Below are 15,688 nucleotides of genomic sequence, written 5' to 3'. Positions count from 1 at the left end.
TGACCCTCTACAACTTCCAGAGCCAGTACAACACCCAGTGGAACCTGCTGTTCATGGACATCGTCCTGATCACGATCCCACCGTTGCTGCTCTTCATCTTCTTCAACCGCAAGATCGTCGCCGGCATGACAGCCGGCGCCATCAAGGGCTAGGAGACCCGTGACCCTCGTGCATGTCGAAGCGCCCGTCTTCGAACACCACCACGACCCCATCGGCATCGGCGAAAGCGCTCCGCGTCTGTCGTGGACCGTCGCCACCGAACTCCCCGGCTGGCGGCAGCAGGCGTACGAGATCGAGCTCAGCGACGGCACGGCCACCGGCCGGGTCGAGTCGGCGGAGTCGGTGCTCGTGCCCTGGCCGGGCGGCGAACTCGGCTCGCGCGAACGGCGCGGCGCCCGGGTGCGCGTACACGGCCGCGACGGCTCGGTCAGCGACTGGAGCCCCTGGTCGTGGGCGGAGGCCGGGCTGCTGGAGCCGGCCGACTGGACGGCGGGCGCGGCGGCGCCGCCGCTGGAGCTGCTGGGCCTCCCCGACGGCCCCGCGCTGCTGCTGCGCCGCGACTTCACCGTCCGCGGCCCGATCGAGCGGGCCCGCCTGTACGTCACCGCCCACGGCGTCCACGAGACCGAGATCAACGGCCGAGTCGTGGGCGACGACGTCCTGGCGCCCGGCTGGACCAGCTACGGCCACCGCCTGCGCTACCGCACGCACGACGTGACCGACCTGCTGACCGAGGGCGCCAACGCCATCGGCGCCACCCTCGCCGACGGCTGGTACCGGGGCCGGATCGGCTTCCGGGGCGGCAAGAGCGACCTGTACGGCGACCGTACCGCGCTCATCGCCCAGCTCGAGATCGCCTACGCCGACGGCACCACCGACGTGCTGACCACCGACGGGAGCTGGCGCTGCGCGACCGGACCCGTCACCGCCGCCAGCCTGTACGACGGCGAGAAGTACGACGCCCGCCTGCTGCCGTCCGGCTGGTCGGGCCCCGGCTTCGACGACGCGGCCTGGCTGCCCGCCCACTCCCTGCCGCACGACCCGGCCCTGCTCGTCGCGCCGACGGGCCCGCCGGTCCGGCGCATCGAGACGCTGGCGCCGGTGGAGGTCCTGACCGGGCCGGACGGGGAGACGATCCTCGACTTCGGCCAGAACATCGCCGGCCGCCTGCGCATCCGCGTCCAGGGCCCGGCCGGGCACACGGTGACGCTCCGGCACGCCGAGGTCCTGGAGAACGGCGGGCTGGCCATCCGCCCGCTGCGCGACGCCGCCGCGCTCGACCAGTACACGCTGCGCGGCGACGCCGAGCCGGAGGAGTGGGAGCCGCGCTTCACCACGCACGGCTTCCGCTACGCGCAGATCGACGGCTGGCCCGGCGAGCTGGACCCGGCCTCCCACGTGGTGGCCGTGGTCTGCCACACCGACATGCGCAGGACCGGCGACTTCACCTGCTCGGACCCGCTGCTGTCCCGGCTGCACGACAACGTCGTGTGGAGCATGCGCGGCAACTACGTCGATTTGCCCACCGACTGCCCCCAGCGCGACGAGCGGCTCGGCTGGACCGGCGACATCCAGGTCTTCGCACCGGCCGCCGCGTTCCTGTACGACTGCTCGGGCCCGCTGGCGTCCTGGCTCGCCGACCTGGCCGTCGAACAGGTCCAGGAAGGCACCGTGCCGCATTACGTGCCGTGGGTCCCGCTGCTGTTCGGCAACTCGCCGACCGCCGCGTGGGGAGATGCCGCGGTGCTCGTGCCGTGGACGCTCTACCAGCGGTTCGGCGACCTCGGGCTGCTGCGCCGGCAGTACGCCAGCATGAAGGCGTGGGTGGACCAGGTGGACGGGCTGGCCGGCGACGACCACCTGTGGAACGAGGGCTTCCAGTTCGGCGACTGGCTGGACCCGGCCGCGCCGCCGGACGACCCCGGCAGGGCCCGTACCGACCACGCGCTCGTCGCCACCGCCTACCACGCCCACACCGCCGCGGTCCTGGCCGAGACGGCGGCCCTGCTGGGTCACGACTCCGACGCCGGGCACTACGCGGCCCTGGCGCGGGAGGTGCGCGAGGCGTTCCGCCGGGAGTTCGTCACCCCGTCGGGGCGGCTGGCGTGCGACACCCAGACCGCCTACGCCCTGGCCCTGACCTTCGACCTGCTGGACGGGGCCGAGCAGCGGGAGCGGGCCGGGCGGCGCCTGGTCGAGCTGGTCGGCCAGGACGACCACCGCATCGGCACCGGGTTCGTCGGCACGCCGCTCATCTGCGACGCGCTCTGCTCGGTCGGGGCGTACGACACGGCGTACCGGCTGCTGCTCCAGCGCAACTGCCCGTCCTGGCTGTACCCGGTGACGATGGGCGCCACGACGATCTGGGAGCGCTGGGACAGCCTGCTGCCCGACGGCTCGGTCAACCCCGGTGAGATGACCTCGTTCAACCACTACGCGCTCGGCGCGGTGGCCGATTGGATGCACCGCACCGTGGCCGGGCTCGCCCCGGCCGCGCCCGGCTACCGCCGCCTGCGCGTCGCGCCCCGGCCGGGCGGCGACCTGACCCACGCCTCGGCCCGCCTCGACACCCCGTACGGCCTGGCGTCCGTCTCGTGGGAGCGGGACGGCGAGACGCTCACGGTCACGGCGACCGTGCCCCCGGGGACGGTCGCCGAGGTGGACCTGCCGGGGGCCATCCCGCAGGAGGTGGGCGCCGGAACCCACACGTTCACCACGACGATGTGACCCTCGATGCCGGGCTGGTGGCGGGATCTACCGCCACCAGCCCGTGCGGGCCGCCGCTCCGGCCACGACCAGGAGCTCCGCCCACCAGACGAACGTAACCCCGCGCGGGTCCCACTCCCCCACGACCAGCCGCCGCAGCAGCGCGGGGTCGCGGGTGACCAGCGCGACGACGCCGAGCGCGACGACCAGGGCCGCGTAGGCCAGGGCGAGCGGCGCGGCGATCCGGCCGAAACGGTAGCGGCGCACGGGACATCCTGGGGGGCGGTTCGGACCGGGCAAAGGCGCCCAACCCTAGCGAGCCACCCCGAAGATGATCAAGTAGCGGTGGTCAGCCGATGCGGAGCGGGAGCGTACGCGGGCCGCGGACCTGGCCCGTGGCCCAGGTGACCGCCGCCGGGTCGTCGAGGCCGAAGTCCGGGATGCGTTCCAGCCACACCTCCAGGGCGATCCGCAGCTCCATGCGGGCCAGGTGCGAGCCCACGCAGCGGTGGATGCCCAGGCCGAAGGCGGCGTGCCGGTTGACCTCGCGGTCGATGACGACCTCGCCGGCCCGGTCGAACTGCTCCGGATCGCGGTTGGCCGCCGGGAACGACAGCAGGACCCAGTCGTCGGCCTTCATGTCGACGCCGTTCCAGCGCATGTCCTCCTTGACCAGCCGCGCCATGGTGACCGGCGCGTAGGCCCGCAGGAACTCCTCCATCGCGGCCGGCAGCAGCTCAGGCTCGGCCACCAGCCGCTCGCGGTCGCGCGGCGTCTTGGCCAGATGCCACAGCGAGGCCCCGATCGCGCTCCACGTGGTGTCGATCCCGGCGATCAGCAGCAGCGCCATCGTCCCCGCCACGTGCGAGGACTCCAGCTTCCGCCCGTACAGCTCGGCGTCGACGAGGTAGGTCGTCAGGTCGTCGCGCGGGCGGTCCACGTGGTCGCGGATCTGGACGAGCAGGTAGTCGAACAGCTGCTCCATCCCCTCCATGCGCTTCTCCGCCGGCCGGTTCACGCCTTCGAGCGCGTTCTCGATGAACTCGCGGAAGCGGGGCCCGTCCTCGGGCGGGAAGCCGAGCATGTCGGCGATGACCCGCATCGGGATGTGCTGGGCGTAGTCGCGGGCCGCGTCCACGACGTCCTGGCCGGCTAACCCGTCGATGAGCTCATGGCAGAGCGCCCGCGTCGACGCCTCCCGCCTGGCGACGGCGGTCTTGGTGAACGCCGGCAGCAGCAGCCTGCGCGCGTCGTGGTGGAACGGCGGGTCGGAGGAGATCGGCGGCGAGCCGCCGATCGGCGCGGCCTCGCGGGGCGGCCGGAAGTTGCTCATGATGATCGAGCGCGAGGAGAAGCGCTCGGTGTCGTACGCGATGGCCGCCACGTCCTCGTGCCGCGTCGGCAACCAGCCGCCGCCGAAGCGGTCGGTGTGCGCGATCGGGCAGCGCTGCCGCAGCTCGTCCTGGATGGGGTACGGGTCCGCGGCCCACTCGGGCTCCAGATGGGAGAAGTCGGTCGCCCAGTCGGACACCGGGCCGGTGACGATCTCGTTGCGCGTGCCGAGGGGCGGGTCGTCTCCCGTGCCCCGGAAGTCCTGGCTGAAACGGTCGTCAACGGTCATCTCACGCCTCCTCCACGAGGTCGATCGCCCGCTCCGGGCAGTTGGCCACCGCCAGGCGCGCCGCCGGCTCCTCCCCCGGCGGCACGACGCCGTCGCCGACGACCTGCCCGTAGCCCTCGTCGTCCTCGCCGAACAGGTCCGGGGCCAGGTCGTAGCAGCGGCCGTGTCCCTGGCAGCGCCCGGGATCGATCTGTACTTTCACTGCGGCTTCTCCGCTCTCTCTGGTGGGGCGATGGGCGGGTCTTCCGCTCTGTCCGGTGGGGTGTTGGGCGGGTTCTCCGCTCTGTCCGGTGGGGCGAAGTGGGGGTTCTCCGCTCCGTCCGGTGGGGCGATGGGCGGGTGCTCCGCTCCGTCCGGTGGGGCGATGGCGGCCACGACGCGGGTCAGCAGCGCCGACCATTCGGCGTCGTCGACGGCGTGCAGGTCCGGCGTGATGAGCGCGCTGCCCATCGCCAGCAGCAGGCAGAAGTGGGCCAGCGCGTCCGGCGACAACCCGGGGTCCAGCTCTCCGTCTCCCTGACCCGTGCGTACCAGCTCGGCGATCCAGTCGGCCCGCTCCCCCACGTAGTCACGCATCGGCCGGGCGACGTCCTCGTCCCGCCTGGCCGCCACCAGCGCCTCGACGACGAGGTAACCGGGAGCCTCACGAGGCCGTGGCAGCCGTCGCCCGAGCACCAGGAGCAGCTCCGCGGCCGACCGGTCGGGGTCGGCGGCGAACAGGCCCGCCAGGATCCGCCGCCCGTGGGCGCGCAGCGCGGCGACGAGCAGCTCGGCCTTGGAGCCGAAGTGCGCGTACAGCGCGCCGTTGCTCACCCCGGCGGCGGCGGCGATGTCGGCGACGCGCGTGCCGTCGTACCCGCGTGCGGCGAACACTTCGGCGGCCGCCTTCAGCAACCGCTCACGCGTCTCGGCGGCCGTGACACCCGCGATGCGACCCATGAGTGAATTTAAAGATTGTTCATTTGATACGTCAAGCACGCCCCGGCCGCTGTCTGAGTGTCTGTCTGACGGCCTTGAAGACGACAGTCCGTCACGGCAACTGGAAGTGGACATGGAAGTGCGCAATCGGAGTTGGCAGTAGCGGCGTGTATGGCAGGAGGTTCGGCTCTGGTGAGCGTGTGAGCGATAGATGGCCAGTGGGAGCAGTAGCTGGCCACTTTGAGAGCGGTAGTTGGCCACCCCGTGCGACCCCCAGTTATAGATGGCGGTTCCCAGGTTTTGTTGGCGGCTGGGTAGCAGAGGTCATGATCAGGCGGTGTCGATTGTCCTGTCGCACGGAACCTGGCCGAATCTCACTGGATCTTGCGCTCGTCTCACGGCGCGAGCCCGACTGCCAAGTTCGGTGACTCGACGGCGACGGTCTGCATCCTTTGAGGTGATTCGGTTCTTGTTTTAGATGGCGTGTCTCAATGGATCAGTGGTGACCGACGGCTGATGTGCTCGTGGGTGCTGAAGGTGGGCGGACTCTCCCTTGGACTACGGTGACACTGCGTAGCGCCGATAGTGACGATCCTCGGTCGCTGCGCTTACGGATCTAGCCGATGAGCGTGCGCCAATTTCAGGAGCCGTCGGCAACACCGGTCCGCTGGTCGTGGCACTGCACGCAAGGCCGCCCACTAGCGCTGTCTGGACTGTCCAGGCACACTTTGGGCCGTGGAACGTCACGAGTTCGGCACCGCGGTGCGCCAATTGCGGGAGAGTACGGCCCCTGCGGCTGTCGGGCTACCGGTCGGCCGTCGGCGGGTGCAAGGGTTGCGGCGGGAGGAGCTCGGCGAGCTCGCGGGGATGTCTGCGGACTACGTACGCCGGTTGGAGCAGGGGCGCAGCCATCCGTCGGCCGGGGTGGTGAACGCCATCGCCCGTGCGTTGCGGATCGGGCGCGCGGAGTACGAGCGGCTCTGCGCGCTGGCCGGGTACGCCGCCGCGGACGGGCAGGTGCCGAACGAAGTCGGTCCGGGTGCGATGCGGCTGCTGGAGCGGTTCACCGACACTCCGATGTTCGTCTCCGATGCGGCGATGAATCTGGTCGCCGTGAACAGTGCGTTCATGGCCCTGGGTCACTGGGATCTCACCGGGGACCCGTGGGAGTGGAACATCGCCTGGCGCAGCTTCTGCGATCCGTTCAGTCGTTTCCAGCAGCCTACGGCTGACGCAACCGATCATCAGGCGATCCTCGCTGCCCGCCTGAGAAGCGCGCTGTTGCGCTACCCCGCCGACGCGTCGCTCGCTGCGCTGGTGGACGAGATGCGGAGCCGAAGCCGCCTGTTCGACACCTTGTGGCGCACGCCGCGACCGGTCGCGGCCTACGAGAGCAGTGCCGCGTTCATTCATCCGGACGGCGGCTCCGTGACGCTCGTCGGTAGCCTGCTCGCCATCCCGGGCGACGATTTGGCGGCTCTGATGCTCACCGCGGCGCCGGGCTCGGCCGATGCGGCGCGTCTCGCTGAGATCGTCGGAGACGCCGGGGAACCGACCATCATCAAGGTGGGCCAGCCTGGCCCAGGCTAACCGCGCCGGATCCTGCGAAGTTGAGTCACGTCTCCAGCAACCGCGGATCCAGTGGCTGCCTCCGGGCGGCCCTGGTGACGCGGGGCTGGACGCCTTCGTAACTCGAAGCAATGAGGCATTGCTTCACGTTCGAAGCACAGTGGCGGCGCTCACGAAAGCAGGTTCAGCAATGAAGGCAGTGCGTTTTCACGAGTTCGGCGGTCCCGAGGTCCTGCGCTACGAGGACGTCGCGCAGCCCACCCCCGGCCCCGGTCAGGTCCGGATCCGCGTCGCTGCGACGTCGTTCAACGGCGTCGACGGCAACATCCGCGCGGGCTACATGCAGGGCCCGATCCCGGTCGAGCTGCCACACACTCCCGGCATCGACGTCGCCGGCACGGTCGACGCGCTCGGTGACGGCGTGGACGACGTCGCGGTTGGCGACCGGGTCATCGGCTTCCTGCCGATGACGGGGGCCGGGGCGGCCGCGGAGTATGTGATCGCGCCGGCGGAGATCCTGACGGGGGCACCCAAGAACATCCCGTTGACCGACTCGGCGGCGTTGCCACTAGTGGGCCTGACCGCGTGGCAGGCGCTGTTCGACCACGGCAACCTGACCGCCGGCCAGCGGGTGCTGATCAACGGCGCCGGCGGAGCGGTCGGCGGATACGCCGTGCAGCTGGCCAAGGAGGTCCGTGCCCACGTGATCGCCACGGCCAGCCCACGCAACGCCGAACGTGTCAAAGCCGCAGGCGCCGACGAAGTGCTCGACCACACCACCACGGATGTGACCGCGGCGGTGACCGAGCCGGTCGACCTCGTCCTCAACCTCGCGCCGGTCACTCCGGAGCAGCTGGCCGCACTGGTCACGCTGATCCGTGACGGCGGCACCCTCGTCAATACCACCGTCTGGATGCCAGCCCCTTCCGACGAGGAGCGCGGTGTGCGCGGGATCGACCTGTTCGTCCGCAGCGACGCCGACCAACTCGCCGACCTGGCCGCTCGCGTCAGCACCGGTGAGTTGCGCGTCGAGGTCGCCCAGCGAATCCCCCTCGCGGAGCTGCCGGCCGTGCACGCCCAGGCCGCCGCGGGTGCGCTGCCCGGCAAGACCGTCATCGTCGCCCCCACCGCCTGATCCGAACCAACAAGGAGGAACGTCGATGTCTCACGACAAAGTGATCACCGTGCTGGGCGCGACCGGCACGCAGGGCGGCGCGGTCGCCCGGGCGCTGCTGGCCGACGGAGAGCTCGCCGTACGGGCGGTGACCCGCGACGCCGCCTCCCCCAAGGCGCAGGCGCTGGCCGGGCTCGACGCCCAGGTGGTGGAGGCGACCCTCACCGACGAGGGCAGCCTGCGCCGGGCGTTCGACGGGGCCTACGGCGCGTTCCTGGTCACGCCGTACTGGGAGCACCGTTCACCGGCCCGGGAATTGGCCGAGGTGAAGAACCTCATCAGCGCGGCCCAGGCAGCCGGCCTGCGGCACGTCGTGTGGTCGACGCTCGAGGACACCCGGGAGGTGATCGCGGCCGGCGACGACCGGATGCCGGTCCTCGGTGACGGCTATCGGGTGCCGCACTTCGACGTGAAGGGCGGGGCCGCCGACGCCCTGTTCGCCAAGTCGGGCCTCCCTGTCACGTACCTGTTGATGTCGTTCTACTGGGACAATCTGCTCGGCCTCGCCAGACCGCAACGCGACCCGGACGGGACGCTCGCCGTGCACCTCCCGCTCGGCGACACGGCGATCGCGGGCGTCGCCTCCGACGACATCGGCAAGGTGGTGCTATCGGTGCTGCGACAGCCGGCGGAGACGATCGGCCTCACGGTTCCCGTGGTCGGCGAGTACCTGACCGGTGAGCAGATGACGGCGGTGCTCGGCGCGGTGCTCGGCGAGCCGGTGGCCTACCGCCCGCCCACCCACGAGCAGTTCCGCAGCTTCGGTTTCCCCGGCGCGGACGAACTCGGAAACATGTTCCAGTACTACGCCGAGTTCCCCGAGTCCTACCTCGGCCGCCGCAACCTCGGGGCCGCGCGCGCGTTCAACCCCAATCCGCTCAGCCTGACCGACTTCCTGACCGCGCATCGGGCCGAGCTCGGCGATGCGGAGGAACTCCGGTGACCACCGTCGACATCGCTCCGTTCAGCCTGCCCGGGACCCCCGAGTACGCGGCGGCCGGTGCCTCCTTCCAGCTCGCGGCGCCGGTCGACCCGGCCGGGGCGTTCACCGCCCGCTCGGTCGACGACGTGGTCCGCGCCGTCGCCACCGCGCGTCGCTCGGGCCGGCTGCTACGGCTGACCACCACCGGTCACGCGATGGGCCGGACCGGCCCGCTGACCGATTCCCTGCTGTTGCGTCTGTTGCTCGACGGTCCCGTCCACGTCGACCCGGCCACCCGGACCGCCCGGATCCCGGCCGGCAAGACGTGGGGCGCGGTACTGCCGGAACTCTTCGAGCACGGGCTCACCGCGGTGCACGGCTCGTCCTCCACGGTGGGAGTCATCGGCTACCTGCTCGGCGGCGGCCTCAGTTTCTACGGCCGCCGGTTCGGGCTGGCCGCGAACTCGGTGCGCTCGCTCACCGTCGTGCTGGCCGGCGGCGAGGTCGTGGAGGCGAGCGCCATGCACCGCCCGGACCTGTTCTGGGCGCTGCGCGGCGGGGGCGGCGGGTTCGGCGTCGTCGTAGGCGGAGATCGACCTGATTCCCATGCGCCGTGTCGTCACCGGCATGGCGGTCTGGGACGCGACCGACGCCGCCCGGCTCGCGCCGGTCTTGGCAGGCGTGGGCACGAACCGCCCCACCGGAGATCACCACCAGCTTCCGCATGCTGTAGATTGCCTCGCGGACCGGCTCGCTGATCCGGTGCCCGGTGCACTCGCGCAGCCATCGGTCATCCGCGCAGCCCATCACCCCCCACTGGTAGTAGAGGCTCGCCCACCGCTCCAACGTCCTCAGACTGACCTTGTGCAGGCCGAGCATCCGGGCATGCTCAGGCTCCCGCTCGCGCAGCTCAGCAAGCTCGGCGACCTTCGCCAGGCGCCGATCGGTCACCAGCGGAACAAGCCCAGGATCGTATTGGGGCCGTGGCTCATCCGGACCGGCCCGGAACGGGTCACCGCTCCGAAAGCCTGTCTCGACTTCCAGCAGATGTGCCAATCGCAGCTCAAGCAACTGCTGGCGCTGTTTGGACAGGTCTTTCCAGGTCGCTGGTTGGCGGCCTCGTGCCGCAGCGGGAAGCCTTGGCAGCGACGTGGTGGAGACCCGGCAGTCCTGATGGCGCATCAGCGCAGCGATCGTGGTCTGCCGGGTCCGCCCATCCGATCTGCCAACCGCGCGGAGCATCACTTTCCCCCAATAGGGTTCAAGCCGCTCCACCTGCCAAGACTCGCCGTCCATGATCAGCTCGCGGCCCTCGGCCAACTCCAGCGTCACCGATCTCATCGGCCGCCGCCTCGACCAGGGCGGACCAGGCTCTTTCTCCAGTGTGTGGTCCACTGACGAGGCCAACCTTCACCCAACGCCAGCGACTCACGCCCGTTGCCGAGAGCATCGCCACCCGCGAGCAGTTCCGCCCAACCACATCGATCCGACCACACCGCCGAGGCGTCGCCAAGGGTCACCACGGAACCACACCATGCAGCTTCATGATCCGGTGACGCAGTCCCTGTGGTTGATCCCGAATCGAAATCACGAGCAGCGCTCGAGTCGGATCTCACGAGCGAGCACTCAGCGGTCGTTCTGTGAATCTCCGTCCGGTCCGGCTTTGAGCGCCGGCCGCTATGCATCGTGACCGGGCCCGGCACTTGAGGAACTCCAGCATCCTGCTTCCCCGGCGACCCGAACCCGCCCTTTTCGCGCTGTCCCGGCCGAGTCGCGACGTGGACAAGCAAGTGTCCGACATCTGACCGGACGGGGCTCAGAGAGAATGCCCTGTTCAGGGCTGGATGTTCTCCAGATCCTCCAGGAGGCTGGGGTGTGTGGGCTGCCACCCGAGGACCTGGCGGGTGTGGGCGCTGGAGGCCGGTTGGTCCATGGCGAAGATCGGGCCGAACGGGCCGAAGTTCTCCTGCGGCACCGGCTCGACCGGTAGTCCGAGTTGCCGGCCGATGACGGTCGCGATGTCGCGTACCGCGTCGCCCTCGTCGGCCACGGCGTGCCAGGTCGTTCCGGCGGGTGCCGACTCCAGAGCCAGCCGGAACACAACCGCCGCGTCGAGCGCGTGCACGGCGGGCCAGCGCTGGGTGCCGTCGCCGGGGTAGCCGGACACGCCGGTGCGGCGCGCCTGGTCCGTCAACAGGCCGGCGAATCCGCCCTTGCCCTCGTTGTGCACCGTGCGCGGCATGCGGACAGCCATTGCGCGGACCCCGCGCGAGGCCAGATCCAGCAGTGCATTGACCGAACGGCCGCGACCGCCCACCGGTCCGTCGGTCGGCGCGGGGTCGGCTTCGGTGGAGGGGCGGCCCGGCACCCAGGGCGTACCCGAGACCGTGACGATCGGGCGATCGCTGCCGAGCAGTTCCTCACCCAGGGCGGCCAGTGCGGCGCCCTCCTCGGCGATCGACCGCGTGAGGGCCTCGTCGGTGCTGTAGTCGCTGCCGAAGGCCAGGCTGACCACGCCGTCGGACTGCGCGGCGCCGGCGCGCAGGACGTCGAGGTCGGCCTGTTGTCCGCGCAGCACCTGGGCACCTGCGTCGGTGAGGGCTTGCGCGGATTTGTCCGAGCGGGCCAGCGCGAGGACGGTGTGGCCATGGGTGAGGAGTTCGGCGACGACGGCGGAGCCGATCGTGCCGGTACCGCCGGTGACGAAAACGTGCATGAGAATCTCCCGAAGTGACGAGACTTTTGTCCCATCACCATACACAGTGATGGGACTCTTGTCCCATCACCTATGATGTGGTTCATGGCCCGATGGCAACCGGAGACGACCCAGCGACTCATCGTCGCGGCCGTGGACCTGTTCACCGAGCAGGGGTACGACGCCACCACGGTGGCGCAGATCGCCGAGCGCGCCGGCGTTACCAAGAGCACCTTCTTCCGGCACTTCTCGGACAAGCGCGAGCTGCTGGTCGCCGGCCAGGAGACCCTGAGCCGACTGCTCGCCGAGGGAATCGCCGAGGCGCCCGCCGACGCCAGCCCCCTGCAGGCGGTCGCGGCCGGTCTCGAACGTGCATCCAGCGCGATGGGACCGGCAAACCGCGAACTCGGCCCCCGGCTGAGGGCAGCCATAGCGGCCAGCACCGAACTCCAGGAGCGAGACGCGCTCAAGAGCGTCGGCCTGGCCGCCGCCATGACCGCCGCACTCGTCGCCCGCGGCGTCCCGGACCCTACCGCTCATCTCGCGGCCGAGCTGGGCGTCCTCGCCTTCAAGCGAGGCTACGCCCAGTGGTCAGAAAGCGACCGCGATGACACGCGCGGGCTCGCCTACCACGCGCTGTCCGCCCTGCGGGATTTGCGTACGGCAACGGCGTCACTGGGCTGATCGACCCTGCTGGAGCTACTGCCGGGCGGCTGAGGTTTCTCACACGTGGCCAGGCTCCACGTCGGATCATCAAGATCATGTACGGAGCCGCCAAGAACATCTGGGAACTTCCGCCAACAAACTCTGGGAAGCACCACAGCTCCACCGGTCACCTAGGTCGCAGCCGCCATCTATAACCGGGAGTCGCACCCCGCCCCTCGTCACGAGAGACAGAACCCCTCACAGGGCCCGTGTTCTTTGCGAAACAGGTGGTACGGCTGATTCCTGCGTGCTGTGGTTGAGTGGTGACGGTTGGTGACTTGCCGGAAGTTCAGTCGGAGACCTGTGGCTTAGACGAGCTGTTCTCTGCTCATACCGCCAGCGAGCAGTCGCGAGGGTCGCTGACGCTGGGCTCGCAGTGGCCCCGGCGATGGAGCGCGACGTGGCGAACGTCGGCGGGAGAGCTGGTCTGCCCTGCTCGGGACCTCGCCGCGGTGCCCGTGCTGGAGTGCGTACCGGTGCGCCGGTTCTCCTGGCGGGCAAGCCAGCGCCACCGCCCGGGGCTGGAGTTCATGGTCTCGACAGGCCGCTTGCATGGGTTCGAGTCGCTAGAGGAGCAGCGACTGCTCCTGGCGTTGGACTTCGCCGGCTCCGTGGCCGAGGTGCTGCCGCAGCCGTTCCGGTTGCGGTTCGAAACCGACGACGGCTTCCGCGAGCATGTCCCCGACTTCCTGGCAGTCTTGCGAGACGGGTCGGGATGGCTGTTCGACGTCCGGCCCGCTGCGCTGATCCGGGATCGTGATGAGGTTGCCTTCGCCGCAGCGCGAGAGGCGGGATGGGCGGCCGGATGGCGGTATTCGATGGTGGCGGGGTGGCGGCCGCACGTTCTGTCGGTGATCGACGCGTTGTCCGCGCAGCGCCGCGTGCTGCAGGACCCGCTGGGCCTGCAAGGACAGCTGATGGCGGCGATGGCTGCCGGGCCGGCCGGGTTCGGAGAGCTCGTGGCGCGGACGTCGCTGCCGGCGGTCGCCCGCGCGCATGCCCTGCATCTGCTTTGGCATCGCAGGCTCGGAGTCGATCTCGCGCGTCCGCTGTCGGATCGTTCGCTGGTGTGGTCGCCGACCGGAGAGAGCAGAGGATGACGCGGCAAGCGGGACTGCTGGAGCTGTTGCTGGGGTCGATGCTGCGACTGGACGGCCGGGAATGGGCGGTGGAGACGATCGAGCCGCAGTTCGGCCGGGTCCTCTTGCAGCCGGCCCGTGGGGAGCCACAGTGGCGGACGATCCGCTGGCTGGTTCATCATCCCGATTGCCTGCCGGTTCCCGGGTCACCTACAGCGCCGAAAGGCGTCCACCAGCCGGTTACCTGGAGCGATCTGGACCCGTATGAGCGCAGCGTGGTGCGGTTGCGCGCGGCGCACGTGAACGAAGCGGAGACCGGGTTCCGCAGCGGAAGCCGACATTATCCGGCTCCGGGCGAGCCACGCCCGGCCTACGATCCGAACTGCACCACGCTGGAGCAGCGGCGAAGGGCCAAGGCCGCGGAACTGGCGGCTTGGGAGAAGCAGGAAGCCCATCTGCTTGGGCTGGATCACATGAGTGAGCGGACGCTCAGACGCATGGCCGCCAAGTGCGAGGAACGCAGAAGCGCGCTCGGGTGCGCGGATGGCCGATGGACGCGCTCCAGCACAGGCCGACACAGCATCACGGAGGAGATCCGGGAGGCGATCTTCGCAGCCCGGGCCGAAAGCCTGCGCCGCTCGAAGATGAATATGAAGGCCCGCTGCGTGCTCATCCACCAGTATGTCCTGGAGAAGTTCGGGCCGCAGATCGAGGTCCCCAGCTATTGGACCTTACGGGTCGTCTGGCTGGATTGGTTCGGCCCTGATGGTGCTCGGCAGCGGTATGCGCGCTCGGCCGCAGCGGTGGAGACCTCCCGCGCTCACATCGTGGTGCACCGGCCGGGCCAGGTCGTCGCCCTGGACACCACGACACTTCCGGTCAAGGTCCGCGAGCGGGTGTTCGGCGATCCGGTTTCGGCCTGCTTGACGCTGGCGCTAGACCTTTACACCCACTCCGTGGTCGCGTTCCGGTTGACGCTGGTGTCGGAGACGTCGGTGGACGTGGCGATGCTGCTGCGGGACGTGATGCTGCCTCTGCCGATGCGTGACGGCTGGGGTCCGGAGATGGAGTGGCCCTACCCGGGCGTTCCGGCCGAGGTGGTCGCGGAGTTCGCCGGGCACAAGGTGGCCGGGTTGCCGTTTTTCGCGCCGGAGACGGTCACCACCGATCATGGTTCGCCGTTCAAGAATCATGACCTGGTGGACGCGCAACGCGTCCTGGGTTGCAACATCCTGCCCGCACGCGTTTTGCGCCCGACCGACAAGCAGGCGGTTGAGCGGGCGTTCGGGGCGCTGCGGTCGCTGCTGTTCGAGGAGTTGCCCGGCTACACCGGGGTGGACGTCGCCGATCGCGGGGGTGATCCGGAGGCGGACGCGGTGCTGACGCTCGCGCAGATGGAGCGCACGATCGCGCGCTGGGTCGTTGCGGTCTGGCAGAACAGGCGGCTGGGCGAACACGCGCCCGCGTGGGGCCCAGGTGAGGAACACTCTCCGAACACGCTGTTCGCGGCCGCCATGGAGCAGGGCGGCTTCGCTCTGCAGATCCCCACGCCGGAGCTGTATTACGAGGTGCTGCCCGCTCACTACGTGAAGATCCCGAACCGGCGCGGGGTCCAGATCGCCGGACTCTGGTATGACGGGCCCGCTCTGGATCCCTATCGCGGCAAGCCGTCCGGGCGAGGCGGCCGGCACAAGAACCGCTGGGAGATCCACCGCGAGCGCCGGGACCGGCGCACCGTGTTCTTCCAAGATCCTCAATCTCCGGCTGTCTGGCATGAGCTGCGCTGGAACGGCCTGCCGCCCGAGGGCGAGATCCCGGCCTTCTCCGACAAGACGGTCGAGGAACTGCTGCATCAGGCCCGCGCGCAAGGTCTGTCGCCCCGCTCGGATGCTGAACTGTTGCCCGTGCTGCTGGAACTGTTGGGTGGGCTCATCCCGGTCGACCAGTGGCACACGCAGCAACCTAAGCAGCAGCGCACCAGCCGAGCCCGGCAAACGGCCCAGGCCGACGCCGCACGCCAAGACCGCCAGCCAGCCCCGCGCGCTCCGGACGTCTCCGCGGAGGTTGTTCCTCTGGCCTGGCCGCAGCAGGCCCGCCAGGCGGCCGAGGAGATCGACGCCGAGCGGCGCCGCCGTCGCGAGGCCGTGGTCACCTCACCACCGCAACCACCTCCGCTTCTGCATGACGCGCTACGCCGCAAGAGCATCTTCCTCATCCCCGATGACGATGACGAGGCATCGCCGACCCAGCCCGAGCACGGAGAACCAAGCCCATGACGTCCGTTCGAAGAACAGACGGC

General features: G+C 70.1%; 13 protein-coding genes. 8 read left to right on the top strand and 5 right to left on the bottom strand.

Annotation, left to right across the window (positions count from 1 at the left end):
* The first annotated feature begins 159 nt into the window (after positions 1–159).
* Positions 160–2,727 (top strand): family 78 glycoside hydrolase catalytic domain, encoded by a 2,568-nt coding sequence (locus ACWDX9_RS11955; RefSeq protein ID WP_449952166.1) that lies wholly within the window; start codon positions 160–162, stop codon positions 2,725–2,727.
* 27 nt (positions 2,728–2,754) lie between these two features.
* Here the strand turns inward: ACWDX9_RS11955 and ACWDX9_RS11950 are convergent, their stop codons facing one another.
* From ACWDX9_RS11950 to ACWDX9_RS11935, 4 genes are all read right to left on the bottom strand, one after another.
* Positions 2,755–2,973: a hypothetical protein gene (locus ACWDX9_RS11950; protein ID WP_449952163.1), complete on the bottom strand. Its 219-nt coding sequence runs from the start codon at positions 2,971–2,973 to the stop codon at positions 2,755–2,757.
* Positions 2,974–3,055: 82 nt separating this feature from the next.
* Entirely contained in the window at positions 3,056–4,327 is a 1,272-nt protein-coding gene (locus ACWDX9_RS11945) for a cytochrome P450 (RefSeq protein WP_449952160.1), read from the bottom strand.
* Between the two features lies 1 nt (position 4,328).
* The gene (locus tag ACWDX9_RS11940) at positions 4,329–4,529 is read right to left on the bottom strand and encodes a ferredoxin (RefSeq protein ID WP_449952157.1); all 201 of its coding nucleotides are present in this window, start codon (positions 4,527–4,529) and stop codon (positions 4,329–4,331) included.
* A complete protein-coding gene (locus ACWDX9_RS11935; RefSeq protein WP_449952154.1) occupies positions 4,526–5,266 on the bottom strand; it encodes a TetR/AcrR family transcriptional regulator in 741 nt (246 codons plus the stop codon). Before ACWDX9_RS11935 ends, ACWDX9_RS11940 begins: the two co-directional genes overlap by 4 nt.
* Positions 5,267–5,980: 714 nt before the next feature.
* On the opposite strand from ACWDX9_RS11935, the gene ACWDX9_RS11930 reads away from it, so the two are divergent.
* The 4 genes from ACWDX9_RS11930 (at position 5,981) to ACWDX9_RS11915 (ending at position 9,668) form a co-directional block, all read left to right on the top strand.
* On the top strand, positions 5,981–6,835 hold the full coding sequence (locus ACWDX9_RS11930; protein WP_449952151.1) for a helix-turn-helix domain-containing protein: 855 nt from the start codon (positions 5,981–5,983) through the stop codon (positions 6,833–6,835).
* Positions 6,836–6,974: 139 nt separating this feature from the next.
* Positions 6,975–7,949, top strand: a complete 975-nt coding sequence (locus tag ACWDX9_RS11925; protein WP_449952149.1) for an NADP-dependent oxidoreductase — start codon at positions 6,975–6,977, stop codon at positions 7,947–7,949.
* Positions 7,950–7,974: 25 nt separating this feature from the next.
* Positions 7,975–8,931, top strand: a complete 957-nt coding sequence (locus tag ACWDX9_RS11920; protein ID WP_449952146.1) for an NmrA/HSCARG family protein — start codon at positions 7,975–7,977, stop codon at positions 8,929–8,931.
* Positions 8,928–9,668 (top strand): FAD-binding oxidoreductase, encoded by a 741-nt coding sequence (locus ACWDX9_RS11915; protein WP_449952143.1) that lies wholly within the window; start codon positions 8,928–8,930, stop codon positions 9,666–9,668. Before ACWDX9_RS11920 ends, ACWDX9_RS11915 begins: the two co-directional genes overlap by 4 nt.
* A 1,076-nt stretch (positions 9,669–10,744) precedes the next feature.
* Here the strand turns inward: ACWDX9_RS11915 and ACWDX9_RS11910 are convergent.
* Positions 10,745–11,626 carry an SDR family oxidoreductase gene (locus ACWDX9_RS11910; protein ID WP_449952140.1) on the bottom strand — a complete coding sequence of 294 codons (882 nt, stop codon included), beginning with the start codon at positions 11,624–11,626 and terminating at the stop codon, positions 10,745–10,747.
* A gap of 84 nt (positions 11,627–11,710) precedes the next feature.
* Here ACWDX9_RS11910 and ACWDX9_RS11905 point away from each other — a divergent pair, with 84 nt between their 5' ends.
* From ACWDX9_RS11905 to ACWDX9_RS11895, 3 genes are all read left to right on the top strand, one after another.
* Positions 11,711–12,289 carry a TetR/AcrR family transcriptional regulator gene (locus ACWDX9_RS11905; protein WP_185072109.1) on the top strand — a complete coding sequence of 193 codons (579 nt, stop codon included), beginning with the start codon at positions 11,711–11,713 and terminating at the stop codon, positions 12,287–12,289.
* A 473-nt stretch (positions 12,290–12,762) separates the two neighbouring features.
* Positions 12,763–13,410 (top strand): TnsA-like heteromeric transposase endonuclease subunit, encoded by a 648-nt coding sequence (locus ACWDX9_RS11900; RefSeq protein ID WP_449952137.1) that lies wholly within the window; start codon positions 12,763–12,765, stop codon positions 13,408–13,410.
* Positions 13,407–15,665: a transposase gene (locus tag ACWDX9_RS11895; protein WP_449952134.1), complete on the top strand. Its 2,259-nt coding sequence runs from the start codon at positions 13,407–13,409 to the stop codon at positions 15,663–15,665. The genes ACWDX9_RS11900 and ACWDX9_RS11895 overlap by 4 nt, the downstream gene beginning before the upstream one ends.
* Positions 15,666–15,688 lie beyond the last annotated feature (23 nt).

The sequence above is a fragment of the Nonomuraea sp. NPDC003201 genome, assembly GCF_053590415.1.
Note: the sequence above shows the minus strand (reverse complement) of the source record. Positions and strands in the feature narration are given on the sequence as shown.